Annotated in this window: 25 protein-coding genes; 14 read left to right on the top strand and 11 right to left on the bottom strand. The window is 71.6% G+C overall.

Annotated features, from left to right (window positions below; all coding sequences use genetic code 11):
- Window positions 1-348: 348 nt before the first annotated feature.
- The 3 genes from AC0ZLC_RS27750 (at window position 349) to AC0ZLC_RS27760 (ending at window position 5,955) form a co-directional block, all read left to right on the top strand.
- A complete protein-coding gene (locus tag AC0ZLC_RS27750; RefSeq protein ID WP_476754701.1) occupies window positions 349-1,272 on the top strand; it encodes a DUF3027 domain-containing protein in 924 nt (307 codons plus the stop codon).
- Between the two features lie 377 nt (window positions 1,273-1,649).
- A complete protein-coding gene (locus AC0ZLC_RS27755) occupies window positions 1,650-4,808 on the top strand; it encodes a sacsin N-terminal ATP-binding-like domain-containing protein (RefSeq protein WP_476754702.1) in 3,159 nt (1,052 codons plus the stop codon).
- Between the two features lie 217 nt (window positions 4,809-5,025).
- Window positions 5,026-5,955: a hypothetical protein gene (locus AC0ZLC_RS27760; protein ID WP_476754703.1), complete on the top strand. Its 930-nt coding sequence runs from the start codon at window positions 5,026-5,028 to the stop codon at window positions 5,953-5,955.
- Window positions 5,956-5,977: 22 nt separating this feature from the next.
- Here the strand turns inward: AC0ZLC_RS27760 and AC0ZLC_RS27765 are convergent, their stop codons facing one another.
- Together AC0ZLC_RS27765 and AC0ZLC_RS27770 are read right to left on the bottom strand one after the other, a co-directional pair.
- Window positions 5,978-8,371, bottom strand: coding sequence for an HAD-IC family P-type ATPase (locus tag AC0ZLC_RS27765; protein ID WP_476754704.1), 2,394 nt, complete (start codon window positions 8,369-8,371; stop codon window positions 5,978-5,980).
- 111 nt (window positions 8,372-8,482) lie between these two features.
- Window positions 8,483-8,752, bottom strand: coding sequence for a DUF2530 domain-containing protein (locus AC0ZLC_RS27770; RefSeq protein WP_358854308.1), 270 nt, complete (start codon window positions 8,750-8,752; stop codon window positions 8,483-8,485).
- Between the two features lie 312 nt (window positions 8,753-9,064).
- Between AC0ZLC_RS27770 and AC0ZLC_RS27775 the strand changes: the two genes are divergently transcribed.
- On the top strand, window positions 9,065-10,519 hold the full coding sequence (locus AC0ZLC_RS27775) for an NCS2 family permease (protein ID WP_476754705.1): 1,455 nt from the start codon (window positions 9,065-9,067) through the stop codon (window positions 10,517-10,519).
- Between the two features lie 66 nt (window positions 10,520-10,585).
- Here the strand turns inward: AC0ZLC_RS27775 and AC0ZLC_RS27780 are convergent, their stop codons facing one another.
- Window positions 10,586-10,768 (bottom strand): ribbon-helix-helix protein, CopG family, encoded by a 183-nt coding sequence (locus AC0ZLC_RS27780; RefSeq protein WP_476754706.1) that lies wholly within the window; start codon window positions 10,766-10,768, stop codon window positions 10,586-10,588.
- Between the two features lie 144 nt (window positions 10,769-10,912).
- Here AC0ZLC_RS27780 and AC0ZLC_RS27785 point away from each other — a divergent pair, with 144 nt between their 5' ends.
- The 4 genes from AC0ZLC_RS27785 to AC0ZLC_RS27800 all read left to right on the top strand — a co-directional run bounded on the left by AC0ZLC_RS27785 (window position 10,913) and on the right by AC0ZLC_RS27800 (window position 13,584).
- Window positions 10,913-11,350: a MarR family winged helix-turn-helix transcriptional regulator gene (locus tag AC0ZLC_RS27785; RefSeq protein ID WP_358853977.1), complete on the top strand. Its 438-nt coding sequence runs from the start codon at window positions 10,913-10,915 to the stop codon at window positions 11,348-11,350.
- 58 nt (window positions 11,351-11,408) lie between these two features.
- On the top strand, window positions 11,409-12,758 hold the full coding sequence (locus tag AC0ZLC_RS27790) for an MFS transporter (protein ID WP_476754707.1): 1,350 nt from the start codon (window positions 11,409-11,411) through the stop codon (window positions 12,756-12,758).
- Between the two features lie 110 nt (window positions 12,759-12,868).
- The gene (gene thpR, locus AC0ZLC_RS27795; protein ID WP_476754708.1) at window positions 12,869-13,438 is read left to right on the top strand and encodes an RNA 2',3'-cyclic phosphodiesterase; all 570 of its coding nucleotides are present in this window, start codon (window positions 12,869-12,871) and stop codon (window positions 13,436-13,438) included.
- A complete protein-coding gene (locus AC0ZLC_RS27800; RefSeq protein ID WP_476754709.1) occupies window positions 13,414-13,584 on the top strand; it encodes a hypothetical protein in 171 nt (56 codons plus the stop codon). The genes thpR and AC0ZLC_RS27800 overlap by 25 nt, the downstream gene beginning before the upstream one ends.
- Window positions 13,585-13,666: 82 nt before the next feature.
- On the opposite strand, the gene AC0ZLC_RS27805 is transcribed toward AC0ZLC_RS27800, so the two are convergent.
- The 3 genes from AC0ZLC_RS27805 to AC0ZLC_RS27815 all read right to left on the bottom strand — a co-directional run bounded on the left by AC0ZLC_RS27805 (window position 13,667) and on the right by AC0ZLC_RS27815 (window position 16,097).
- Window positions 13,667-14,656, bottom strand: coding sequence for an aldo/keto reductase (locus AC0ZLC_RS27805; RefSeq protein WP_476754710.1), 990 nt, complete (start codon window positions 14,654-14,656; stop codon window positions 13,667-13,669).
- A 60-nt stretch (window positions 14,657-14,716) separates the two neighbouring features.
- Window positions 14,717-15,304, bottom strand: a complete 588-nt coding sequence (locus AC0ZLC_RS27810) for a Uma2 family endonuclease (protein ID WP_476754711.1) — start codon at window positions 15,302-15,304, stop codon at window positions 14,717-14,719.
- A gap of 112 nt (window positions 15,305-15,416) precedes the next feature.
- Window positions 15,417-16,097: a GDSL-type esterase/lipase family protein gene (locus AC0ZLC_RS27815; protein ID WP_476754712.1), complete on the bottom strand. Its 681-nt coding sequence runs from the start codon at window positions 16,095-16,097 to the stop codon at window positions 15,417-15,419.
- Window positions 16,098-16,185: 88 nt separating this feature from the next.
- On the opposite strand from AC0ZLC_RS27815, the gene AC0ZLC_RS27820 reads away from it, so the two are divergent.
- A complete protein-coding gene (locus tag AC0ZLC_RS27820) occupies window positions 16,186-17,184 on the top strand; it encodes a WD40 repeat domain-containing protein (RefSeq protein ID WP_476754713.1) in 999 nt (332 codons plus the stop codon).
- Between the two features lie 11 nt (window positions 17,185-17,195).
- On the opposite strand, the gene AC0ZLC_RS27825 is transcribed toward AC0ZLC_RS27820, so the two are convergent.
- Together AC0ZLC_RS27825 and AC0ZLC_RS27830 are read right to left on the bottom strand one after the other, a co-directional pair.
- The gene (locus AC0ZLC_RS27825; RefSeq protein WP_476754714.1) at window positions 17,196-17,666 is read right to left on the bottom strand and encodes a hypothetical protein; all 471 of its coding nucleotides are present in this window, start codon (window positions 17,664-17,666) and stop codon (window positions 17,196-17,198) included.
- A gap of 102 nt (window positions 17,667-17,768) precedes the next feature.
- The gene (locus AC0ZLC_RS27830; RefSeq protein WP_476754715.1) at window positions 17,769-17,993 is read right to left on the bottom strand and encodes a DUF397 domain-containing protein; all 225 of its coding nucleotides are present in this window, start codon (window positions 17,991-17,993) and stop codon (window positions 17,769-17,771) included.
- A 189-nt stretch (window positions 17,994-18,182) separates the two neighbouring features.
- Between AC0ZLC_RS27830 and AC0ZLC_RS27835 the strand changes: the two genes are divergently transcribed.
- The 3 genes from AC0ZLC_RS27835 (at window position 18,183) to AC0ZLC_RS27845 (ending at window position 21,513) form a co-directional block, all read left to right on the top strand.
- Window positions 18,183-18,950, top strand: coding sequence for a DUF6879 family protein (locus AC0ZLC_RS27835; RefSeq protein ID WP_476754716.1), 768 nt, complete (start codon window positions 18,183-18,185; stop codon window positions 18,948-18,950).
- Window positions 18,951-18,967: 17 nt separating this feature from the next.
- The gene (locus AC0ZLC_RS27840) at window positions 18,968-19,816 is read left to right on the top strand and encodes a helix-turn-helix domain-containing protein (RefSeq protein WP_476754717.1); all 849 of its coding nucleotides are present in this window, start codon (window positions 18,968-18,970) and stop codon (window positions 19,814-19,816) included.
- Between the two features lie 155 nt (window positions 19,817-19,971).
- The gene (locus tag AC0ZLC_RS27845; RefSeq protein ID WP_476754718.1) at window positions 19,972-21,513 is read left to right on the top strand and encodes a cellulase family glycosylhydrolase; all 1,542 of its coding nucleotides are present in this window, start codon (window positions 19,972-19,974) and stop codon (window positions 21,511-21,513) included.
- A gap of 29 nt (window positions 21,514-21,542) precedes the next feature.
- On the opposite strand, the gene AC0ZLC_RS27850 is transcribed toward AC0ZLC_RS27845, so the two are convergent.
- Both AC0ZLC_RS27850 and AC0ZLC_RS27855 read right to left on the bottom strand, forming a co-directional pair.
- Window positions 21,543-21,842: a hypothetical protein gene (locus AC0ZLC_RS27850; RefSeq protein WP_476754719.1), complete on the bottom strand. Its 300-nt coding sequence runs from the start codon at window positions 21,840-21,842 to the stop codon at window positions 21,543-21,545.
- Entirely contained in the window at window positions 21,823-22,254 is a 432-nt protein-coding gene (locus AC0ZLC_RS27855; RefSeq protein WP_476754720.1) for an ATP-binding protein, read from the bottom strand. The genes AC0ZLC_RS27850 and AC0ZLC_RS27855 overlap by 20 nt, the downstream gene beginning before the upstream one ends.
- A 136-nt stretch (window positions 22,255-22,390) precedes the next feature.
- Between AC0ZLC_RS27855 and AC0ZLC_RS27860 the strand changes: the two genes are divergently transcribed.
- Together AC0ZLC_RS27860 and AC0ZLC_RS27865 are read left to right on the top strand one after the other, a co-directional pair.
- Window positions 22,391-23,254 (top strand): helix-turn-helix domain-containing protein, encoded by an 864-nt coding sequence (locus tag AC0ZLC_RS27860; RefSeq protein WP_476754721.1) that lies wholly within the window; start codon window positions 22,391-22,393, stop codon window positions 23,252-23,254.
- Window positions 23,254-23,433 carry a DUF397 domain-containing protein gene (locus AC0ZLC_RS27865; protein ID WP_476754722.1) on the top strand — a complete coding sequence of 60 codons (180 nt, stop codon included), beginning with the start codon at window positions 23,254-23,256 and terminating at the stop codon, window positions 23,431-23,433. Before AC0ZLC_RS27860 ends, AC0ZLC_RS27865 begins: the two co-directional genes overlap by 1 nt.
- Window positions 23,434-23,502: 69 nt before the next feature.
- Here the strand turns inward: AC0ZLC_RS27865 and serC are convergent, their stop codons facing one another.
- On the bottom strand, window positions 23,503-24,621 hold the full coding sequence (serC, locus tag AC0ZLC_RS27870) for a phosphoserine transaminase (protein ID WP_476754723.1): 1,119 nt from the start codon (window positions 24,619-24,621) through the stop codon (window positions 23,503-23,505).
- Between the last annotated feature and the right edge of the window lie 66 nt (window positions 24,622-24,687).

The raw sequence follows: 24,687 nt of genomic DNA on the forward strand, positions 1-24,687 counted from the left end.
GGGGCGGGAGCGGGCCGAAAAATTGGTGCCGGCAGAGGGCGGGACGAGGGTGCGGGCGTGCCGGCGAACGGGGCAGGAAGCGGGTGCGGGGTACGCGGGGTGAGCCGGCCCGCGCCAACCCGGCCGCACGCCGGTGTGGGCCCAGGGGCCGGGAGAAGGTAGCGTGCGTAGCGCGCCTGCGGCGGTTGTTCTCGGCCGCGCGCCTCTCGGCCATCCAGCAGAATGGATGGCGTAGGTGCGCCCGAGTGCGACAGGGCGCGGACGTCGACGCGGCCCTTCGGTCCGCTCCGTCCGCACCTCCGCCGGGTACCGGCGCACCCGTGACGGCGTAGGAGAGAAGCGATACCTGTGAGCGCGACAACGCGAAGCCGCACCCCCGACCGTCTGTGCGCCGAGGCCGTGGGTCTCGCCCGTGCCGCCGCCGAGGAGGCCGCCGCACCGGGCGTCGTCGGTGAGCATGTGGGGCTGGTCTCCGAGGGGGACCGCGTTGTCACCCACTTCTTCGAGTGCGAGGACTGGGGATACCGCGGGTGGCGCTGGGCCGTCACCGTGGCGCGGGCCTCCCGGGCCAAGGTCGTGACGCTGAACGAGACGGTGCTGCTGCCCGGCTCGGACGCGCTGCTCGCGCCGGAGTGGGTGCCGTGGAGCGAGCGGCTGCGGCCCGGGGACATGGGCCCGGGGGATCTGCTGCCGACGGAGGCGGACGATCTGCGGCTGGAGCCCGGGTTCTCCGGTGAGGACGAGCCGCTGCCGAACTCGGTGGTCTCGGACGAGATGGCGGAGCTGGTCGAGGCGGAGGACGCGGAGGTCGCGGGCGGGGCGCCCGCGAGCCTGCCGGTGGTTCCCGCGCGCGGTTCGATCACGTCGGTGGCGGAGGAGCTGGGGCTGCGGCGGGCGCGGGTGCTGTCCCGGTACGGGCTGCATGTCGCCGCCGATCGCTGGGAGGAGGCCTACGGGCCGAAGACCGCGATGGCGCAGGCGGCGCCTGCGGCGTGCGTCAGTTGTGGCTTCCTGAACCGGATCGGGGGTTCGCTCGGTCAGGCGTTCGGGGTCTGCGCGAATGAGTTCTCGCCGGCGGACGGGCGGGTCGTGTCGCTGGCGTACGGGTGCGGGGGACATTCGGAGGCCGCGGTCATGCCGAAGCCGCCGCGGCCGGCTCCGCCGGTGATCGACGAGACGCGGATGGATCCGTTCCCGCTGCGGCCGTCGCCGGACTCCGGGTCGGTGCCGGTGGCCGCGGACGACACGTCGGCGGAGCTGGGGCACTCCTAGGATCGCTGACCGGCGTGGGGCGTCCTCGGCTCCGGTGGGGCGCCCACGGGCTGGTGGGTGGGTCGGGGCCGCGCCGGTACATCCGCCCGTTGCATGTCGGGCGTGTACGTGAGTTGCGGGGGTGGGCCGGGGCCGTCTGCCCGACCTGCAACGGGCATCTGATGTACCGGCACGGCCCCTTCGGTGCGAGGGCGGGTGCGGGTGCGTGGGGGTCGCCGTTGCGGCCTCGGCCGCGGCGCCGGGTGTCGGTGGTGACCTCGGGGGTAGGGCGTCAGGACGAGCAGGACGCCGGACGGGGTGACCGCGTCCGCGCGGTACCTTCGTGCGGCGGCCGGTCCCGCGCTCGCGGCCGTGCCACACGAGAGGGAGAGTGAACCGTGAGCAAGTTCGTGCGGCCGGCGGCCGAGGGTGCGGACCCGTTCGGGACCGCGCGCCTGCGGCGCGGAGTGCTGGACGCCTGGGCCACCAGCGCGGCCCGCTTCCGCGAGGACGCCAACGCCGAGGAGGACCTGGCCCTCGGCGGCTACCGGGACAGACTCGTCGTCGAACTCGCGCAGAACGCCGCCGACGCCGCGGCCAGGGCGGGAACGCCGGGCCGCCTGCGGCTCACCCTCCGCGACGGCGTGCTCGCCGCCGCCAACACCGGCGCCCCCCTCGACGCGACCGGCGTCGAGTCGCTCTCCACGCTGCGCGCCTCCGCCAAGCGGGACGCGCACGACACGGCCGTCGGCCGTTTCGGCGTCGGCTTCGCCGCCGTGCTCGCGGTGACCGACGAGCCGGCCGTCCTCGGCCGGCACGGCGGGGTCCGCTGGTCCCTGGCCGAGGCCCGCGAGCTGGCGGGGGAGACGGCGCGGCACAGCCCGGGGCTCGGCGACGAGATCCGCCGCCGGGACGGCCATGTGCCGCTGCTGCGGCTCCCGTTCGCCGCCGAGGGTTCCGCCCCTGACCCGTACGACACCGTCGTCGTCCTGCCGCTGCGCGACGCCGCCGCCGAGGATCTCGCCGAGCGGCTGCTGCGGGGCATCGACGACGCGCTGCTGCTCGCCCTGCCCGGCCTCGCGGAGGTCGTCGTCGAGACCGGCGACGGGGACGTCCGCACCCTGCGGCGCCGCGCCGACGAGGACGGCGTCACCGTCGAGGACTCCCGCGACGGCACCACCCGCTGGCGTACCGTCGCCCGCCACGGCGGCCTGGATCCCGCGCTGCTGGCCGACCGCCCCGTCGAGGAGCGGCTGCGTCCGCACTGGTCGGTGACCTGGGCGGTGCCGGTCGACTCCGACGGCGGCCCGGCCCGCCCCCGCACCAGCCCCGTCGTGCACGCGCCGACGCCCAGCGACGAGCCCCTCGGCGTCCCCGCGCTGCTCATCGCCTCCCTCCCGCTCGACACCACCCGGCGGCACGCCGCCCCCGGCCCGCTGACCGGCTTCCTGGTGGAGCGGGCGGCGGACGCGTACGCCGAACTCCTCGCCGCCTGGCGCCCGGTGGGCCCCGGGATCATCGACCTCGTGCCGGGCCCGCTCGGCAAGGGCGAGCTGGACGGGGCCCTGCGGCAGGCGATCCTCGACCGGCTGCCCCGTACCGCCTTCCTGCCGCCCGCGGTCGAGGCGGACGTTGCTCAGTCCCCGGCCGACTGGGCCGATCCGGGTGCCGAGGAGACCGCGGCCCCGACCGTCGCACTGCGGCCCCGGGACGCCGAGGTCGTCGAGGGCGCGGGCGCCGACACCGTGCGGGTGCTCGCCGAGGTGCTGCCCAGCCTGCTGCCGGCCGGCCTCGAACGGCGGGTGGAGCTGCGCACGCTGGGTGTGGCCCGGGTGCCGCTCACGGAGGCCGTGGACCGGCTGGCGGGTCTGGAGAAGGAACCCGGCTGGTGGCGGCGGCTCTACGACAGTCTGGCGGGCGTCGATCCGGACCGGCTCTCGGGACTTCCCGTGCCGCTCGCGGACGGCCGGACGACCATCGGGCCCCGCCAGGTGCTGCTGCCGTCCGGCGGCGGGGCGCAGGTGGCTCCCGAGGCGCTGGCGCGGCTCGGGCTCAAGGTCGCCCACCCGGACGCCGCCCACCCGCTGCTGGAGAAGCTCGGCGCGCTGCCCGCCACGCCCCGTGCCGTCCTCACCACTCCCCAGGTGCGTGCCGCGGTGGCCGCGTCGCTGGACGACGAGGGGGGCTGGGATCTGGCGGGCCCGGACGCGGAGGAGCTGGCCGAGACCGTGCTCGCGCTCGTCCGCGACGCCGCTCTCGACCCCGGCGACGAGCCGTGGCTGGGTGCCCTCGCCCTGCCCGACGAGGACGGCGAACTGGCGCCCGCCGGTGAACTGGTCCTCCCGGGCAGCCCGTTCGCCCAGGTCATGCGGGAGGGCGAACTCGCCTTCGTGGACGCCGAACTCGCCGGGCGCTGGGGCGAGCAGCCGCTCGCGGCGTGCGGTGTGCTCGCCGGTTTCGCCCTGGTCCGCGCCACCGACGTGGTACTGGACCCGGACGAACTGGAGCCGCGCGACGGCGACTTCGCCGAGCCGGACGACGCCGGACTGCTCGACGCCGTCGACGTGTGGTGCGAGGACGTCCTGGACCAGCTGCCCGACACGCCCGTGCCGCCGGTCGCCACCGAGCTCGTCGCCGTACGGGATCTGGACCTGGTGGACGACGAGCGCTGGCCGCAGGCGCTGGCCCTGCTCTCGCGGCCGCCGCTGCGGGACGCGCTCACCCAGCCGGTGCGGATCCTGCTGCCGGACGGCACCCACGAGATCGTGCGGCCGTACACCGCCTGGTGGCTGCGCGGTCACCCGGTGCTCGACGGGCGCCGTCCGGCGGGTCTGCGGTCCGCGGGCGGCGACCCGCTGCTGCACGGCCTGTACGAGGAGGCCGACGCGAGCGGCTTCGACGACGAGCAGGTCCTGCGGGCGCTGGGGGTACGGACGTCGGTGGCGGCCCTGCTCGACGAGCCGGGCGGTGCGGCCGAGCTGCTGGACCGGCTCGCCGACCCGGAGCGCGAGGTGTCCGCCGCCCAGCTGCACGCCCTCTACGGCGCTCTGGCCGAGCTGGACCCGGAGAAGGTGACGCTGCCGGAGGAACTGCGGGCCGTCGTCGACGGGCGGGTGAGAGTCGTGGACGCGGCGGACGCGGTGGTCGTCGACTCGCCCGATCTGCTGCCCTTCACGGCCGGCATGCCGCTGCTGCCCGTCCGGCCGGCCCTGGCCGCCGAACTCGCCGAGCTGTTCCAGGTGCGGCGGCTGAGCGAGTCGGTGACCGGTGAGGTGACGTCCGAGGGGACCGAGCACGACGTGCCGGAGTCCGTGCGGGTGCTGCTGGGTCCGTCCGCTCCGGCGTCGTACGTCGAGCACGGGGAGCTGGTGGTCGACGGCACGGAACTGGACTGGCGGCGCACCCGGGACGGGGTGCTGCACGCGTCCACCCTGGAGGGCGTCGCGGCCGGACTCGCCTGGGCGGCCCACCAGTGGCCGCGGCGCTTCGAGGTGGCGGCGCTGCTGGAGGATCCGTCCCGCACGGACGAGCTGGCGCGGGACCGCTGGTTCGACTGAGGTGGTCGGGGGACGGGGCCGCACGGACATCCTCCGGTGCGGCCCCGTCCCTGTGCGGCTTCTGTGATCTTGGTCATGCGCGCGTAAAAACTTCACGTCTCGTACAACTATCCGTTGCCTCCGTGGATCTGATCATCGGAGTCAACAGACTCACACCGCCGTGGGCCCCCGCGTGAAGATGACAACCGCAGGGCCCCTTTCTCCACATGGGGAACGCATGCGCTTTCGTGCCACCGTGGCCGCCGTCTCCGGCGCCCTGGCCCTGTCCGCCCTCGCCGTGCCCGCCGCACAGGCGAGCGGACCCTCGTACGACCACGACGACCTCGTGAAGGCCGCGCAGCTCGCGCGGCAGGCCGCCTCGGGGAAGACCGCGTTCACCGGGGCCACCCCTGTGGACGGCGAGCCGTACGTCCTGGACCTGTCCTTCTCGAACGTGAAGGTCAACGGCGGCAAGCCGATCGTCGCCGGCACCAGCAAGGAGGTGACCGCTCCGGTCACCTACACCGTCACGCACGGCGCCGACGTCGACATCACCGCCGACGACTTCCTGATGGACGTCGAGATCTACCGCGGCTCGTACGACGACCCGGCCAACGTCCTGGTCGACAGCGACTGGCCGTCCTGCACCGAGACGTCCACCACCACCGCCACCTGCACGACCACCATCGACATCTTCCCGGACGTCGAGCTGGCCAACGCCGACGCCGCCTCGTGGAAGGCCCTCGGCTACGCGATCGCCCTCAACGGCGTGGACATGGACGACGAGAACGCCGACTGGAGCAAGGTCGGCCTCGCCGAGCAGGACGCCCTCGCCACGACGAAGCTCCAGCGCTACTCCAAGCTCACCGTCAACGCCTCCCCGGAGCCCGTCAAGAAGGGCCGGACCATCACGGTCACCGGCGCCCTGACCCGCGCCAACTGGGAGACGCACAAGTACGCCGGCTACACCGGCCAGTCCGTCCAGCTCCAGTTCCGCAAGAAGGGCTCGGACACCTACACCACGGTCAAGTCGGTGACCTCGTCCTCCACGGGCGGCCTGAAGACGACCGTCACCGCCGCCACCGACGGCTACTTCCGCTACAACTTCGCGGGCACCTCGACCACCCCGGCCGTCAAGGCCACGGGTGACTTCGTCGACGTGCAGTAAATCCTGACTCCCGCGAGGGAGTTCACGCCGGGAAGCGGCGGTCGACCCATTTCCACAGGAACTCCAGGACGACCGCCGCGACCGCCGCGACGCCCACGGCGATCCACGGCACCACCGAGCCCACCAGCTTCAGCGCGAAGAAGTGCTGGAGCCCGGGCACGACGAGCACCAGCACGAACGCCCCCGCCATCGCCGCCACCAGGCAGACCCGCCACCAGGTGTAGGGCCGGGCGATGATCGCCAGCACCCACATGGAGATCAGGAAGAGCGTCAGGGTCGCCGCGCTCGTCTCCGCGGCGAGCGCGTCCTCCCCGCGGTAGTGGTGGCGGGCGATCAGATACGTCACGAAGGTGGCGACCGCGGCCAGCACCCCGCCCGGGATCGAGTACCGCATCACGCGCCGGACGAAGTGGGGTCTGGTCCGCTCCCCGTTCGGGGCGAGCGCGAGGAAGAACGCCGGCACGCCGATCGTCAGGGTCGAGAGCAGCGTCAGGTGGCGCGGCAGGAACGGGTACTCCACCTGCCAGCACACCACCAGCACCGCCAGCAGCACCGAGTAGACCGTCTTCACCAGGAAGAGCGTCGCGACCCGGGTGATGTTGCCGATGACCCGGCGCCCCTCCGCCACCACCGAGGGAAGCATCGCGAAGCTGTTGTCGAGCAGCACGATCTGCGCCACGGCCCGGGTCGCCTCCGAACCGGAGCCCATGCTCACCCCGATGTCGGCGTCCTTGAGGGCCAGCACGTCGTTCACGCCGTCCCCGGTCATCGCCACCGTGTGGCCGCGTGACTGGAGCGCGCCGACCATCTCGCGCTTCTGCTGCGGGGTGACCCGCCCGAACACCGTGCCCTCGTCCAGCGCCTCCGCCATCCGTTCGCGCTCCGCCGGGAGCCGGCGTGCGTCCACCGTCCCGCCGCTGAGCCCCAGCTTCGCGGCCACCGCGCCGACGGAGACCGCGTTGTCGCCGGAGATCACCTTGGCCCGTACGTCCTGCTCGGCGAAGTACCGCAGCGTGTCCGCCGCGTCGGGGCGCAGCCGCTGCTCCAGCACGATCAGGGCGGTGGGCCGCACGCCCTCCGTGACCCGGGCGTCCTCGAGGTCGCGGGAGGTCCGGACGAGCAGCAGCACCCGCAGCCCCTGCTCGTTGAGCCGCTGCGTCTCGTCGAGCGCCGGATCCTTGGGGGCCAGCAGCACGTCCGGGGCGCCGAGCAGCCAGGTGCTGCTCCCGCCGTCGCCCTCGCTGAAGGTCGCGCCGCTGTACTTGCGGGCCGAGGAGAAGGGCAGCGACTCGGTGCAGCGCCACTCCTCGCTGTCCGGGTAGGCGGCGACGACGGCCCGCAGGGAGGCGTTCGGGCGCGGGTCGGACTCGCCGAGCGCGCCGAGCACCTTGCGTACGTACACCTCGTCGCTGTCGCCCAGCGGACGCAGCTCGGTGACGTCCATGCCGCCCTCGGTGAGCGTGCCCGTCTTGTCGAGGCAGACGGTGTCGACGCGGGCGAGGCCCTCGATCGCCGGCAGTTCCTGGACCAGGCACTGCTTGCGGCCGAGCCGGATGACGCCGATCGCGAAGGCGACGGAGGTCAGCAGGACGAGCCCTTCCGGCACCATCGGCACGATGCCGCCGACCGTGCGCGCGACGGAGCCCTTGAAGTCGTTCTGCTTGACCACCAGCTGGCTGACGACGAGCCCGAGCGCCGTCGGGATCATCATCCACGTCACGTACTTGAGGATCGTGGAGATGCCGCTGCGCAGCTCGGAGTGGACCAGCGTGAAGCGGGACGCCTCCTCGGCCAGCTGCACCGCGTACGCCTCCCGGCCCACCTTCGTCGCCGTGAACGCGCCGCCGCCCGCGACCACGAAGCTGCCCGACATCACCTGGTCGCCCGCGTGCTTGGCGACCGGGTCGGCCTCACCGGTGAGCAGGGACTCGTCGATCTCCAGGCCCTCGGCCTCCACACAGGTGCCGTCCACGACGATCTTGTCGCCGGGCCCGATCTCGATGACGTCGCCCAGCACGATCCGCGAGACGCTGACCTCGGCGGCCACCCCGTCCCGGCGGACCGTCGGTCTCGCCTCGCCGATCACCGCGAGGGAGTCGAGGGTCTTCTTGGCCCGCCACTCCTGGACGATGCCGATGCCGGTGTTCGCGAGGATCACGTAGCCGAAGAGGCTGTCCTGGAACGGCGCCACGAACAGCATGACCAGCCAGAGCACCCCGATGATCGCGTTGAACCGGGTGAGGACGTTGGCCCGGACGATCTCCCGCAGTGAGCGGCTGCTGCGCACGGGGACGTCGTTCACCTCGCCGCGCGCGACCCGCTCGGCCACCTCGGCCCCGCTCAGCCCCCGCGCCCGTCCGGGCGGGGGAACGGGATGCACCGGGTCGAGTTCGGCGCCCGCTTCCATGTGCGTCATGGACTCGACGGTATCTGCGGACATACGGCTTCACCCGCCGAGTGCGCCGAAGATCCGACCAGGGGAGGACGGTGCCGCCGCCGAGTGCTGCCGTGGGCGTACGGGGGCCGGCTATTCCGCGGGAGCGGCGTCCCTGGCGGCGGCCTCGCGCTTGATGGCCGCGTCGCGCCTGCGGACGTACCAGATGCCGATCAGGCCGAGTCCGGCTCCGGCCAGGCACGTCCACACCCACCAGGTGTGTCCGTGCTCGTCGAACCAGCCGTAGAAGGGGAGCTGCACCAGGAAGAGGACGAACCAGAGGATCGTGCCGCCCGTGATGGTGGCGACGACGGGCCCCTCCAGGGGCTCCGGCGCCTCGTGCTTGGGGGTCCACTTGGCCATGGGCACAGCTTACGAGCACGCCCGGCGGGCTCGGCCGGGCCCGGCCCCGGCCGGCGCGGAACCGTCGCTTCCCCGGTACACCAGGGGTCTACGCGCGGAGATAGCGATTTCCACCTCATATGTTCATACTGAAACGGCTTGATGCTGGCTCTTTCTGTTCGTACGAAACTCCAACAGAAACGTCGACGAAACCTTCTGGTGATCAGCTGACGGCCAGACTCGGTCACGTTCCGCCGCGCGAACCCTTCCGCCATCCGGCTCCGCCCGGCGCCCGTCCTGGCCCTCCGAGGCCCCGCACGTATGAGGTCCCGCATGTCCCCGTCGGCCACGACCACGGCCCCCACACCGGAGAAGCAGCCGTCCCCGCGGCCCGCGCACGGTGCACTCGACCGCTACTTCAAGATCTCCGAACGGGGCTCGACCCTGGGGCGTGAGGTCCGCGGCGGTCTCGCCACCTTCTTCGCGATGGCCTACATCATCGTGCTCAACCCGATCATCCTGGGCAGCGCGAAGGACATGTACGGGCACCACCTCGACAACGGCCAGCTGGTCACCGCGACCGCCCTGACCGCGGCCTTCACCACGCTGCTCATGGGCGTCATCGGCAACGTGCCGATCGCGCTCGCCGCCGGACTCGGGGTGAACACGGTCGTCGCCCTCCAGCTCGCGCCCCGCATGTCGTGGCCGGACGCCATGGGCATGGTCGTCCTCGCGGGCCTCGTCGTGATGCTGCTGGTCGCCACCGGTCTGCGTGAGCGGGTCATGAGCGCGGTGCCGCTCGGCCTGCGCAAGGGCATCGCGATCGGCATCGGCCTGTTCATCATGCTGATCGGCCTGGTCGACTCCGGGTTCGTCTCGCGCATCCCGGACGCCGCGCAGACCACCGTGCCCCTCCAGCTCGGCGCCGACGGCCACCTCAACGGCTGGCCCGTCCTGGTCTTCGTCCTCGGCACACTGCTCACCCTCGCGCTGATCGTGCGCAAGGTGCCGGGCGCGATCCTCATCTCGATCGTCGCGATGACCGTCCTCGCGGTGATCGTCAACGCCGTCGCCGAGATCCCGTCCTGGGGTCTGACCACCCCGAAGTGGCCCGGCAACCCCGTCGCCACCCCGGACTTCGGCCTGGTCGGCAAGGTCAGCCTCTTCGGGGGCTTCGAGAAGGTCGGCGTGCTGACCGGCGTCCTGTTCGTCTTCACGGTCCTGCTGTCGTGCTTCTTCGACGCGATGGGCACGATCATGGGCGTCAGCGACGAGGCCAAGCTGACCGACGCCCAGGGCAACATGCCCGGCATCAACAAGGTCCTCTTCGTCGACGGCATCGCGGTGGCCGCGGGCGGCGCCAGCTCCTCCTCGGCCACCACCTGCTTCGTGGAGTCCACCGCCGGCGTCGGCGAGGGCGCGCGCACCGGGTTCGCGAACGTCGTCACCGGCCTGCTCTTCGCCGTGGCGCTGTTCCTGACCCCGATCGCCACGATGGTCCCGTCGCAGGCGGCGACCCCGGCGCTGCTCGCGGTCGGCTTCCTGATCCTGTCCCACTCGATCAAGGACATCGACTGGGCGGACTACACGATCGCGATCCCGGCGTTCGTGACGATGCTGATGATGCCGTTCACGTACTCGATCACGAACGGCATCGGCATGGGCTTCATCACCTTCGTGGTGCTGCGCCTCGCGGTCGGCCGGGCCCGGGAGATCCCGGTCGCGATGTACGTCGTGGCGGCGGTGTTCGGCTTCTACTACCTGATGCCGGCGCTCGGGCTGACCTGACCCGACCGGCACCGCTCCCGCGCGGCGGCGGGGTCCCCGTGACCCCGTCCCCGCGCGGCGGCGGGGTCACGTGACCCCGTAGAACTTCTCCGTCTCTTCGACGGCGGTCTGGAACCGCTCGTCGAAGTCGTCGCGAACGAGCGTCCGGACGACATAGTCCTGGACGCTCATTCCTCTTCTGGCGGCGTGAAGCCGGAGCCGGTCGAGCAGCTCCCCGTCCATCCGCAGGCTGAGCACGCTGGTCCCCATGCGGACGAGAGTCGCGGCACTCCCCGGGTGCGGGGGCCGGTTTTCGCGCTCGGCTCACTCGTACGAGTGACTCACGGGCTCAGTGGTCCGCTTCACGGGCAGCCCGGTGGTCTTTAGTCAGGGTAATGAGTTACGCTAAAGAACATGCCTGACCTCCCCCATGGCGACGACGCTGCCGCCGTGAACTCCCTGCGTTCCGCCGTGATGCGCCTGTCGCGTCGGCTCAAGCACCAGCGGGTCGACGAGTCGCTGAGCCCCACCGAGATGTCGGTGCTCGGCACCCTCGCCCGCTGCGGCTCGGCCACCCCGGGCGAGCTGGCCCGCAAGGAGCACGTCCAGCCGCCCTCGATGACCCGCATCGTGGCGCTGCTCGAAGCCAAGGGACTGGTCAGGCTGGAGCCGCACCCCGAGGACCGGCGCCAGAAGGTCGTCACGCAGACCGAGCAGGCCGAGGCCATGCTCGAGGAGAGCCGCCGCCGGCGGAACGCGTGGCTGGCAGGACTGGTCGCCGCCCTCGACGAGGACGAGCGCGCCAAGCTCCGCGCCGCCGCCCCCGTCCTGGAGAAGCTCGCGCATCTGTGACCCGCCGCATCCGCCGGCCGCCGACGTCGAACCACCCCGCCCGAGGAGGCGAACGCTGTTGAGTTCGGGACCCGGAGCAGACTCCGCCCCCGCACCAGCCACCCACGACACCCCGCCCGACCCCGGGACCGCCAGGTCCTCGATGTTCAGCTCGCTGAGGATCCGCAACTACCGCCTGTTCTTCACGGGCCAGGTCGTCTCCAACACCGGCACCTGGATGCAGCGCATCGCCCAGGACTGGCTGGTGCTCAGCCTCACCGGCTCCTCCGCCGCGGTCGGCATCACCACCGCGCTCCAGTTCCTGCCCATGCTGCTCTTCGGGCTGTACGGCGGTGTCCTGGTCGACCGGCTGCCCAAGCGCCCGGTCCTGCTGGCCACCCAGACGGCCATGGGCCTCACCGGCCTCGCCCTCGCCTTCCTGACCCTCTCCGGCCATGTCCAGGTCTGGCACGTCTACGTGGCGGCCTTCGCCGTCGGCCTCGCCACCGTCGTCGACAACCCGGCCCGCCAGTCCTTCGTCGCCGAGATGGTCGGCCCCGGCCAGCTGCAGAACGCGGTCAGCCTGAACTCCGCGAACTTCCAGTCCGCCCGCCTCGTCGGTCCCGCCGTCGCGGGTCTGATGATCACCGGCGTGGGCACCGGCTGGGCGTTCCTGTGCAACGGCCTGTCCTTCGTCGCACCGGTCGTGAGCCTCCTGCTCATGCGCGGCCGCGACCTGCACCAGGCCCGGCGCACCCCGCGCGGCAAGGGCCAGCTCCGCGAGGGCCTCAGCTATGTGGCGAGCCGCCCGGAGCTGATCTGGCCGATCGTCCTCGTCGGCTTCATCGGCACCTTCGGCTTCAACTTCCCGGTCTGGCTCTCCGCCTACGCCGACGACGTCTTCCACGCCGGCGCCGGTGCCTACAGCCTCTTCAACACCCTGATGGCGCTCGGCTCCCTGGCCGGCGCGCTGCTCGCCGCCCGCCGCGGCACGGCCCGGCTGCGCGTGCTGAGCGGCGCGGCCCTGGCCTTCGGCGTGCTGGAGGTGGTGGCGGCCCTCGCCCCGTCCCTGTGGCTGTTCTCCCTGCTCATGGTCCCGATCGGCGTCTTCGGCCTGACCGTCAACGTCACCGCGAACACGGCGGTCCAGATGGCCACCGACCCCGCCATGCGCGGCCGTGTCATGGCGCTGTTCATGATGGTCTTCATGGGCGGTACGCCGCTGGGCGCGCCCCTCGTCGGCTGGGTCACGGACGCCTACGGCCCGCGCGTCGGCTTCGCGCTGGGCGGGCTGGTGTCGGCGTTCGCCGCGGCCACCGTGGGACTGGTCCTGGCCCGCGTCGGCGGGCTGCGCCTGTCCGTCGGCTGGCACCGCGGCCACCCCCAGGTCCGCTTCGTACCGAAGGAGCGGCTCACCGCGGCCGCGTGAGCCCTCCGCCGCGGACGCCTGCCGCCACCCGGGCCCGGGCCGGCCGGGCGAGGCGGCGTCCACGGCGGGGGCCGCTCGCCAGGTGATCCGTTCCCTGCCAGGGTGACGGCATGAGACTCTTCGCGGCGGTGCTGCCACCCGAGGACGCGGTGCGGGAACTCGCCGCCGCCGTGGACGGATTGCGGCGGCTGTCCGGCGCGGACACGCTGCGCTGGACCGGCCGCCCCGGCTGGCACTTCACCCTCGCCTTCTACGGCGAGGTGGCGGACGACCTCGTCCCGGAGCTCTCCGGGCGACTGGCGCGCGCCGCCCGCCGCACCGAGCCGTTCGCGCTCGCCCTGCGCGGCGGCGGCCACTTCGGCGGCCGGGCGCTGTGGGCGGGCGCCGCGGGGGACGTCGGCGCGCTGCGGCTGCTGGCCGAGCGTGCCGCAGCCGCGGCCAGGAAGGCGGGCGTGCCGACGGAGGAGCACCGCCGGTACCGGCCGCATCTGACGGTGGCCCGCAGCCGCGGCACGGCCGACCTCGGCCCCTGCGTCACCGCCCTGGACGCCTTCGCCGGACGGGAGTGGACCGTGGGCGAGCTGAGCCTCGTCCGCAGCAACCTGCCGGTGTCGGGGGTGCCGGGGGAGCCGCCGCGGTACGAGACGGTCGCCCGGTGGCCGCTGGGAAAGGGCGGCTGAAGCCCCGGCGGGGGCGGGCGGCCGAGGCCCGCCGGCGGCGGCCGGATAACCTCGACCCCGTGGACCCGAAGACCCGGAACCGGATCATGGCCGGTGTGCTCGTGCTGATGTTCGTCGTCGTGGCGCTGGCGGCGGCGGTCAAGTAGACCGCCGCCGCCGGACGTGCCGTGCCCCGGGGCGCCGCACGTCAGGATCCCGAGGGGCCCCGGTGCACGGGGCGGCCCCGGTCTACCAGGCGAACGCCTCGGGCGACGGCCCGGGACCCGGGAAGATCTCGTCCAGGGACGTCAGCACCTCCTCCGACAGCTCCAGCTCGACGGCGCGCAGCGCCGATTCGAGCTGTTCGGCCGTACGCGGGCCGACGATCGGGCCGGTGACGCCGGGACGGGTCAGCAGCCAGGCCAGCGCCGCCTCGCCCGGCTCCAGGCCGTGCTTGTCGAGCAGGTCCTCGTACGACTGGATCTGCGCGCGGATGGTGGTGTTGGCGAGGGAGTCCGCGGCGCGGCCGCTCGCCCGGCGTCCGCCCTGCGCCTCCTTCTTGATCACCCCGCCGAGCAGTCCGCCGTGCAGCGGCGACCAGGGGATGACCCCGAGCCCGTACTCCTGCGCCGCCGGGATGACCTCCATCTCGGCGCGGCGCTCGGCGAGGTTGTAGAGGCACTGCTCGCTGACCAGGCCGTAGCTGCCGCGGCGGGCGGCGGCCTCGTTGGCCTGGGCGATCTTGTAGCCGGGGAAGTTGGAGGACCCGGCGTACAGGATCTTGCCCTGCTGCACCAGCACGTCGATCGCCTGCCAGATCTCCTCGAAGGGAGTCCTGCGGTCGACGTGGTGGAACTGGTAGACGTCGATGTAGTCGGTCCCCAGCCGCTTCAGGCTGGCGTCGACGGCGCGCCGGATGTTCACCGCGGAGAGCTTGTCGTGGTTGGGCCAGGCGTCTCCGTCGGCGGCCATGTTCCCGTACACCTTGGTGGCGAGCACGACCTTGTCGCGCCGCTCGCCGCCCATGGCGAACCAGCTGCCGATGATCGATTCCGTACGGCCCTTGTTCTCGCCCCACCCGTACACGTTCGCTGTGTCGAAGTAGTTGATCCCCGCGTCCAGGGCCGCGTCCATGATGGCGTGGCTGTCGGCCTCGTCGGTCTGCGGGCCGAAGTTCATGGTGCCGAGGACGAGCCGGCTGACCTTGAGTCCCGTGCGTCCGAGCTGCGTGTACTTCATGGGCCCCAAGCCAACGCGCTGGAGTGCGCTCCAGGCAAGGGTGGCAGGGCGGCGGCGCGCTCAGTCGCGGGGGAAATTCCCGGTCTCGAGGGTGAAGCCGGTGCCGCTGACGGTCAGTTCCACGTCTCCGCCGAAGGCGACGGTGGTCTCCGTGACGTAGTCGCCGTTCTTGGGCTGGGTGTGGACGTGGCACTTGCCCGCGTACGGATCCACGATGAGGTAGACCGGGACTTCGGCGCAGGCGTAGGCGCTCTTCTTGGGTCCGTAGTCGTTAGGGGCCGTCGCCTTGCTGAGCACTTCGGCGACGAATTCGATGTCCTGGGTGAGCCAGTGCCCCGCGGCGTCCTGCCGCGCCCCGTCGCGCAGTTTCGCCACGTCGGGGCAGAAGCCGTTCCGGTGGCCCGGGAAGTCGATCCGGACGTCGGACAGGACCAGGGCATCCATGCCGAACGTGTCGTCCAGGGCGTGGACGATCCTGCGGATGACCATCCAGTGAGTGCTCCGCTGCGGCACCATGAAGACGGCCCCCTCGACGACCTCTGCCTTGAATCCCTCGGGGGCGGCGCGCTCGATGGACTCGAACAGCGCGTCCAGAGTCGGCTCGCCGTTGTCGTCGGCCATCTCGATCCTGTCTTCAAGGACGGTCATCGTGGCGCTCCTCCCCGGTCGCGACTCGGTCGAGTGCGGCCGCGCGGTACAAAGATACGCACGGTCACGAGGTCACCAAGGGACCCGCGCCCTGCCCGGTCCGGTCGTCCGGTCAGACGGTGACGGCGTAGGGCGCGCCGAGGCCCCACGCCTGGTGCATCGCCGTCGCGAATCCCTCCGCGATCTTGTGTTCGCCGCTCGCGTTCGGGTGGGTGCCGTCGTACGTGTCCAGGTGGATGTCGTACGAGGCGGGCGGCGACGCCAGCAGGAGGGGGGAGCGCGGCTGGTCCAGGTCGGCGACGGCCTTGGCGAGCAGGACGTTGAAGGCGGCGACCTCGTCGGCGAACGGCGCGTCGGACTCCGCGCGCACGTTGGGTATCACCGGCAGGAGGACCATCCGGACGCGCGGGTTCGCCTCGCGGGCCTCGGTGACGAAGCGGCGCACGTTCCGCGCCGTCTGCTCCGCGTTCGTGTAGAAGCCCAGGTCGATCAGCCCGAGGGAGACCAGCAGGACGTCGGCGCGCTCCGCGCGGACCGTCTCGCGGATCAGCGGGGCCATGTGGAGCCAGCCCTCGCCCCAGCCGGCCAGGTGGGCGCGGGGGAAGTCAGGGTCGGCGTACGCGTACGAGCCGGGCGAGCCGGTCGCCGGGTCGTACAGCGTCTCGCGCGGGCCGACGATGGAAAACGGCCCGCCGTGCGCCGCGCGCAGGTGCTGCCACAACCGGTAGCGCCACGTGTGTTCGCCCGGGCTTCCGATCGTCATCGAATCGCCTACGGGCATGAACCTGAGCATCCGCTCATCATCGTCGATCACCGGGGCGGGCGGGATGTGAGGCTGACCACGCGGAGTGAACTACGGGCGCGGATGGCAGGCTTGGCGCATGCGCCGACCGTTCTCTCTCCTCGCCGGGGCCCTGCTCGCCGCCTCCGGGACCCTGCTCGCCGCGGGCCCGGCCGCGCCGGCCGCCGCCGACGACGGCGGGTTCACCATCGAGGACCCGCGGATCACCGAGTCCAGCGGGCTGGCCGCCTCGCGGCTGCACCCCGGCGTGTACTGGACCCACAACGACAGCGACGACGGACCCTACCTGTACGCGGTCGACAGCCGGACCGGGAAGACGGTCGCCACCGTCACCCTGAGCGGCATCGGCGCGCCCCGGGACGTCGAGGCCATCTCCGTCGGACCGGGCAACCGGATCTGGGTCGGCGACATCGGCGACAACTTCGGCGGCAGGTGGGACCACGTGTGGCTCTACGAGCTGCCCGAGCCGAAGAAGCTGGAGGACCGGACGATCCGTGCCACGCAGTACGTCGTGAAGTACGCGGACGGCCCCCGGGACGCCGAGGCGATGATGGTGCACCCGAAGACCGGGCGGGTCTACATCGTCTCCAAGAACGAGGACGGCGGCGGCCTGTACGAGGCACCCGCCCGGCTCTCCGCCTCCGGCACCAACGTCTTCCGGCGCGTCGCCGACATCGGCCTGTGGACCACCGACGGGGCGTTCTCCCCGGACGGGAGGCAGCTCGCCGTGCGCGGCTACCTCGGCGGCATCGCATACCGGTGGAACGGCGGGAAGCCCGAGCGGGAGGCGGGGCTCGACGTGCCGTTGCAGGGCCAGGGCGAGTCCGTCACCTACACCGCCGACGGGTCCCGGCTGATGTACGGGACGGAGGGGGAGCGGAGCGCGGTGCGGGCGGGGAGCGTACCGGGGTCCGGGGACGGCAAGTCCCCCTCCGGGGGCGGCGGTTCGGCGGACGGCAAGAGCGACGGGGACGGCGGGGCCACCGGTGGTTCCAGGGTCGGCACCGGCGCCGTCGTCGTGGTGGCGCTCGCGGCGGCGGCGGTGTTCGGCGGCCGCAGGCTGCGCCGCCGGGGGTGAGCGCCCCGGCGTCACCGGGCCAGGGGGCACGGGAGGGTGGGGTCCGTGCGGTTCGGGGAGCAGGTGACCAGCGCGAGGGAGAGGTATGAGGGGCGTTCCAGATAGAAGCCCCACGACAGGTCACCGCCGGACCTGAGCCCCTCCGCCGCCGACGCTACGAGGCCGGTCAGGTGACCGGCGTCGCGCTCGGCCCCGGACGCGAACCGGGGCGCGTACTCGGCCAGTCGGGCACCGAGCCAGGTCACCGCCCGCCCCGGGTCCGGCCAGGTGCCGCGAACCAGCGAGCGCGGCTTGACGAGCCAGTACGCGGTTTCCAGCGGGGGCAGGTCGCAGACCGGGAACTCCGCGGCCACGGCGCGGTACCGCTGGATGAGTTCGGGTCGGGCGTCGGGCGGTGGGGGCTCGGGGTGGGGCGCCCTGCGGAGCGCTTCCTGGTCGAAGCGGTCTTTGGGACCTGCCCACAGGTAGCCGTGGTGGTGCACGGGGGTCCTGTCCGGTGTGCCGTCTCGGCGGTCGCGAGACCCCGGCCGTCCCTCGTGGATCGCGTACGTACCAGGGCCGGCCGGGGCGGGAAAAGGGGTGGTTCAGCTGGTCAGGCCGAACCGCGCGGGGTCGATCCCGGCCGCACCCAGTTCCTCGGCGGTGAACCGCAGCGGTTCCTTGTCGGGGCGCTTGCTGTCGCCGAGGGCCCAGGCGTCCTCACCGATCCGGGCCAGGGTCACGCACCCCTCGGTACAGGGGCCCCCGCACGCCTGCTTGAACGAGGCCGAGGTGAGATCGAGCGCGTAGAGGTCGCTTCCGTGCAGCATGGTGGTGCCTTCCCGTATCGCCTGTGTGGCTGGCCGCTTGCTCTGCGTGATCACCGTAGGCGGCGGCAGCTCGGGGAGGCGCGAAATATTCTCCGTTATTCTCGCGCGACTACTCAGCATGCGTGGACATGCACTCAGCGGAGTCGAGAAGCTGGGCGCACGGAGATCGTCGCGACCGAAGGGGATTGCATGGCGCGCAGGCTACGTTTCAATGGGACTGGCAGTGACATCAGCGGATGTCCGTCCTTGCACGAGGACTTGGACACCGGGGAAGTCGTGGTGCACGGGCCTCTGTTGTCCGACCCCCACGATGTCGCGCAGCTTCGGCACCTCTCTGCGGGTGAGGTCGCGGTCGTGGTTCCGCGGGACCTGCTCGTCGACTGGTCGCCGAAGGGGCGGGCGCGGCAGGCGCGGACGATCGACCTCGATGAGTTCAACGGCCTGTTCGCCAGGTTCGAGCACACCGCATGGCGGCTGGAGACGCGTCGGCGCTACGCGAGTGACGAGTCAACGGACCGCTGGGGCCGGTTCATCGAGACCGGAACGGTCGGGGACGACTCGGTGTTGGGCGCGGAGCACAACCGATTCGGCGACATGATCCGCGCGCAGACCGCGCAGGGAAAGCGGATCGAGCGAGTGCGCATCGTGGACCGGCCCCCCACGACCGGTCAGCTCTATCTCCTCGACGGTGCCAGGTGGAACATCGGCAACGGTGAGGACATCCGCAACCTGTGGCGGGGCGACGCGGACCGACTCCGGCTTCCCGCCGAGGACTTCTGGTTGTTCGACAGCCGTCTCATGGCCCTCCTGCGGTTCGATGACGACGACCAGCTCACCCACGTGGACCTGATCACGGAACCCGTGGAGGTGGTGCGCTGCTCCATGGTGCGAGATGCTGCTTGGCACCACGCCGTGTCGCGACAGCAGTTCATGGCGGAGATGTGCAACGACGGGTAAGGGCGAGAACGGTACAGGTGAGCACCGACTATCAAAGGGCGCGCGAGGAACTGGGCCGCAGGCTCCGGGAGTTGCGTATGGAGTGCCCAGGTGGTCGGCTCACCGGTGATCAGCTCGCGCAGCGGCTTGGCTGGCAGCAGTCGAAGGTCAGCAAGCTGGAGAACGGCCGGCAGACGCCCACGGACGACGACCTGCGGGCCTGGGTCGAGGCGACCTGCCAGGCCGCCGCCTTCGGTGAACTGCGTGCGCGACTCAAGGGGTTCGAGAGCCACATCCGCTCCTGGCGACGTCAGCTCGCGGCCGGGCGCGGCCCCGTGCAGGAGACCTGGAACACCCTCACCTCCAACGCTCAGAGCATGCACGCACTGAGTAACGCCGCCGTCAGCGGGATGCTTCAGACGGCCGAGTATGCCCGCTATGTCTTCGAGCACCACGCCGTACTCCAGAATGCGCCACGGGACACGGAGAGCGCGGTACGGGGGCGTATGAAACGACAGGAGTGGTTGTACCGGCCGGGCAAGCGGTTGAACCTGCTCATGCACGAGAGTGTGCTGTGGGCCCGGATCTGTCCGCCGGAGGTGCTGGCCGCCCAACTCGACCGACTGCTCGGCGTGGTGGGCATGGACACCGTGCGCATGGGGATCCTGCCGCTCGATGCCCAGCTGCGGACGGCGCTGGGCAATTCGTTCTGCATGCTGGACGAGCGCCTGGTCGTCGTCGAGGACTGGCACGCCGAACTCTGGCTGGACGACGCGGAAACGATTGCCCTGTACCGGCGGGTCTGGGACACCTTCGCGGAGTCCGCCGTCTTCGGCGCCGACGCCCAGCAGGTGATCGCTCGCGTCCGTCGGGGGATCAGGGTCTGAGGACGAGGGGCCCCGCCGACCGCCCCCACAACCGCGGATTTCGTCCGCTCACTTGACGTGTCCACAGTCGATACGTTCGATAGAGGCACGCGGTCTAGTGGGAGCGCTCCCACTCGGTTCCGGAGCCGCGTCCCTCCCCGGAAGGGACCAGCGACATGCGCCTCACGCATCCGAAGCGCCTCACGCGCCTCGCCCGCAGAGCCCTCACGGCGGTCGCCGCCGTGTGCGCGCTCGTGCTGCCGCTCGCGGTCGCCCAGACCGCGCACGCGGCGGCCACCGCGCCCGGTGCCGGCTACTGGCACACCAGCGGCCGGCAGATCCTGGACGCCGACGGCCGGGCCGTACGCATCGCCGGTATCAACTGGTTCGGCTTCGAGACCGGCAACCACGTGGTCCACGGCCTCTGGTCGCGCGACTACAAGAGCATGATCGACCAGATGAAGACGCTGGGCTACAACACCATCCGGCTGCCCTACAGCGACGACGTCTTCAGGAGCGGGACCGTCCCCACGGGCGTCGACTTCTCCGGCGGCAAGAACGCGGACCTCCGGGGTCTCAACTCCCTCCAGGTCATGGACAAGCTCGTGGCGTACGCGGGCCAGGACGGACTGAAGGTCATCCTGGACCGGCACCGTCCGGACTCTGGCGGCCAGTCCGCGCTCTGGTACACCTCCGCCGTCCCGGAGTCGACCTGGATCGCCAACCTCAAGGCGCTGGCGACGCGTTACGCGGGCCAGGACACCGTCATCGGCATCGACCTGCACAACGAGCCGCACGACCCGGCCTGCTGGGGCTGCGGCGACCAGGCGACGGACTGGCGGCTCGCCGCGCAGCGCGCCGGCAACGCGGTCCTGGCCGTGAACCCCGGTCTGCTGATCTTCGTGGAGGGCGTGCAGACGTTCGCCGGGGTCTCCGGATGGTGGGGCGGCAACCTCATGGGCGTCGCGCAGTACCCGGTGCAGCTGGACGTGGCGAACCGGGTCGTCTACTCCGCCCACGACTACGCCACCAGCGTCGCTCAGCAGAGCTGGTTCAGCGACCCGTCGTTCCCCGCCAACATGCCGGGCGTCTGGGACAAGTACTGGGGCTACATCTTCAAGCAGAACATCGCCCCGGTGTGGGTCGGCGAGTTCGGTACGACGCTCCAGTCCGCCGTGGACCAGAAGTGGCTGGCCGCGCTGGTCTCGTACCTGCGGCCCACGGCCGACGCGGGGGCCGACAGCTTCTCGTGGACGTTCTGGTCCTGGAACCCCAACTCCGGTGACACCGGCGGAATCCTGAAGGACGACTGGACGACCGTGGACACCGTCAAGGACGGCTACCTGGCGAGCATCAAGGCACCTGGATTCCCGGGCGGCGGTGGCGGCGGTGGCGGTGGCGGTGGCGGCGGGAGTACGCCCACGTGCAGCGCGGCCTACACCGTCAGCAGCGACTGGGGCAGCGGCTTCAACGCCGAGGTGAAGGTGACCAACACGGGTACCACCGCGATCAACTCGTGGCGGGTGACGTGGACCTGGAGCGCCGCCCAGAAGGTCACCAGCATGTGGAACGCCTCGTACACCCAGAGCGGCGCGAGCGTCACCGCGTCCAGTGCGGCACACAACGGCGCGCTGGCGGCGGGCGGTTCGGCGAGCTTCGGGTTCGGGGGTGCCCCAGGTGGCGGGATCGTGCCGACGGTGAGCTGTTCGGCGGCCTGACCGGAACGGCCCTCCGGGGGCGCCCGGCGTCACGGTCTGAGGACGTACGGCCGCACGACGTCCTCGTCCGTCTCCCAGGCGGGTGGCCGGGTGCGGTCCGGGGTCTGCTGCCAGCACGTCTCCTCACGCGGGAAGGGGAGTCGTCGGCCGCAGGCCCAGGACCGCCTGGACCAGCGCCGCCAGCGGGCCTCGTACGGGCTCGGCAGCCGCCACACGTACGGGTCGGGCGTCCGCACCTCCCGTGCGAGGTGCCGGTCGTCCGGCCCGGTGGTGCCGGTGCGGGTCCGGACCGACAGGCGGGCCACCGCCTCACGGAGTCGACGGAACACGTGAGCCCTCCGGCCTCGGTGCCGCCGGGAGTGCGAACCGGGCCCACACGCACTTGGCGTGCGGCTCCCGTCGGCACCCCCACGAGTCGGCCAGCGCCGCCACCAGCGCCAGTCCGCGCCCGCCCTCCTCGTCCGGGTCCGGGTGGTGCGGGGCGGGGAGCCTGTCCCGGTCCGGGTCGGACACCTCCAGGACCAGCGCCGGACCGTGCAGGACGAGCGTGACCCGCACCTCGGCGTAGGAGACGCGGCAGTGGGTCACCGCGTTGGTGACGAGTTCGTTCGCCAGGAGTGCGACGTCGTGGGCGAGTTCGCCCTCGATCCCCCAGTCCGCGAGGGCCTTCAGTAAGTGCCGGCGGGCCGTCGGCACGTGCCTGCGGTGCTTGGGGATGCGGAAGGTTTCGGTGGAGGGCATGACCGGAAGGTACGGCCGTATTCAGCGCGAGTGCAACGGATCCGGGTGAATACATTCAGTCGTGCACTCGATCGAGTGATCTCCTCACGAAATCGTCGGCCCGTATGGCATCTTGGCCGGAGACGAGGGGAGATCCATGCCCGCAGGTGGACGGCCGACGGTACGCAGCAGGCGTTTGGGAACTGCGCTCAGGCGGTACCGGCTCGCCGCGAAGTACGACCAGCCGAAGGCCGCCGAGGTGATCGCGGCAAGCCAGGCCAGGATCAGCCGCCTTGAGAGCGGGACTGTTACCGCCCGTGTCATTGAGGTGCGGTTGCTGCTGGACGCGTATGGCGTCGAGGACGCGGAAGTGCGCTCCAAACTGGAGGAGTTGGCCAAGCACTCCAAGAACCGGGGCTGGTGGCTGGAGCATGCGGAACATCTGCGGCCGGACTACCTGGACCACATCGCGTTGGAAGACGACGCGACCTACATTCGGCAGTGGCAACCCGCGCTCATTCCCGGCTTGTTGCAGACCCCGGCCTACGCGGAAGCGATTATCGAGGCTGGGCCTGGCTACATCGCTCCGGAGGTGTTGGAGCAGTTGGTGAAGGTCAGGGAAGGGCGCCAGGCGAAGATCGGGGAGGGCGGGGCCTCGTACACCGCCATCTTCTGGGAGGTCGCCGTCGCGCACCCCCTGGTGAGCGTCGACACCCACCGGGAACAACTGTCCGCGATCCTGGCGGCGATGAAGAGGCAGAACGTCACTGTGCAGGTTCTGCCGCTCGGTGCGGGAGTGCTGGTGGGCTCGATCCCGGCGTTCTCGTCGTTCAGTTTCGACTCGGAGCCCACCGTCGAGGCCGTGGCCATGGAGAACCTGCGAGGCACGTCGGTACTCGAAGCGCCGGATGATCTCGCGGCTTACGGCAACGCGTTCGACCTACTACGATCGGCGGCACTGGCACCGGAGGAGAGCGCGCGACTCATCCGGGACGTACTGCGGAGCATGAAGGAAGAATGATGGTGACCGAGGTTGTGGGCTCCTTTCGGAAGTCGTCGTACTCCGCCCAGCAGGGGGACTGCGTAGAGGTCGCCCCCACCGCCGACCGCGGCCGGGCCGTCCGTGACAGCAAGCGGCAGGACGGCCCCCTCCTCACCGTCTCCCGTGAGGGATGGCAGGCGTTCCTCCGGCAGTTCTGACGCACGACGCGACGAAGGGCGCCCCGCGGTTCTCCCGCCGGGCGCCCTTCGTCGTCGTACTGCGTGGGGCTACAGCTTCTCGATCACGTAGTCGATGCACTTCGTCAGCGCCTCGACGTCCGCCGGGTCGATCGCCGGGAACATGGCGACGCGGAGCTGGTTGCGGCCGAGCTTGCGGTAGGGCTCGGTGTCCACGATGCCGTTGGCGCGCAGCACCTTGGCGACGGCGGCGGCGTCGATCTCGTCCGAGAAGTCGATCGTGCCGATGACCTGGGAGCGCTTGGCCGGGTCGGTGACGAACGGGGTCGCGTGCTTCGACTCCTCCGCCCAGCCGTACAGGCGGGACGAGGAGTCCTTCGTACGGGCCGTGGACCAGTCCAGGCCGCCCTGGCCGTTGATCCACTCCAGCTGCTCGTTGAGCAGGAAGAGGGTGGCCAGCGCCGGGGTGTTGTACGTCTGGTTCTTGCGGGAGTTGTCGATCGCCGTCGGCAGCGAGAAGAACTCCGGCACGTGACGCCCGCTCGCGTGGACGCGCTCGGCGCGCTCGATCGCGGCGGGGGAGAAGACGCCGATCCACAGGCCGCCGTCGGAGGCGAAGGACTTCTGCGGGGCGAAGTAGTAGACGTCGGTCTCGGCGATGTCGACGGGCAGGCCGCCGGCGCCGCTCGTCGCGTCCACGAGCACCAGGGAGCCCGCGTCGGCGCCCGCGACCCGCTTGATCGGGGCGGCGACACCGGTGGAGGTCTCGTTGTGGGTGAACGCGTAGACGTCCACGCCCGCCTCGGCGGCCGGCTCGGGGTGCGTGCCCGGGTCGCTGGCGATCACGGTGGGCTCGGCCAGCCAGGGGGCGAGCTTCGACGCCTTCGCGAACTTCGACGAGAACTCGCCGAAGTTCAGGTGCTGCGACTTGTTCTCGATGAGGCCGTGGGTCGCGACGTCCCAGAACGCGGTGGAGCCGCCGTTGCCGAGGACGACCTCGTAGCCCTCGGGCAGCGAGAACAGCTCGCTCACGCCCTCGCGGACCTTGCCGACCAGGTTCTTGACCGGAGCCTGGCGGTGGGAGGTGCCCAGCAGGGAGGTGCCGGTGGCGGCCAGGGCGTCCAGCGCCTCTGTCCGCACCTTGGAGGGACCCGCGCCGAAACGTCCGTCAGCGGGCTTGATGTCGGAGGGAATCTGGATCTCAGCCACGGCCGGAGCCTAGCCGTTTCCGCAAACGTGGGTGAAACGTCGTCCGTCGGGTGAGACGAGGGGGGC

The sequence above is a fragment of the Streptomyces sp. GLSS-08 genome (assembly GCF_056387915.1).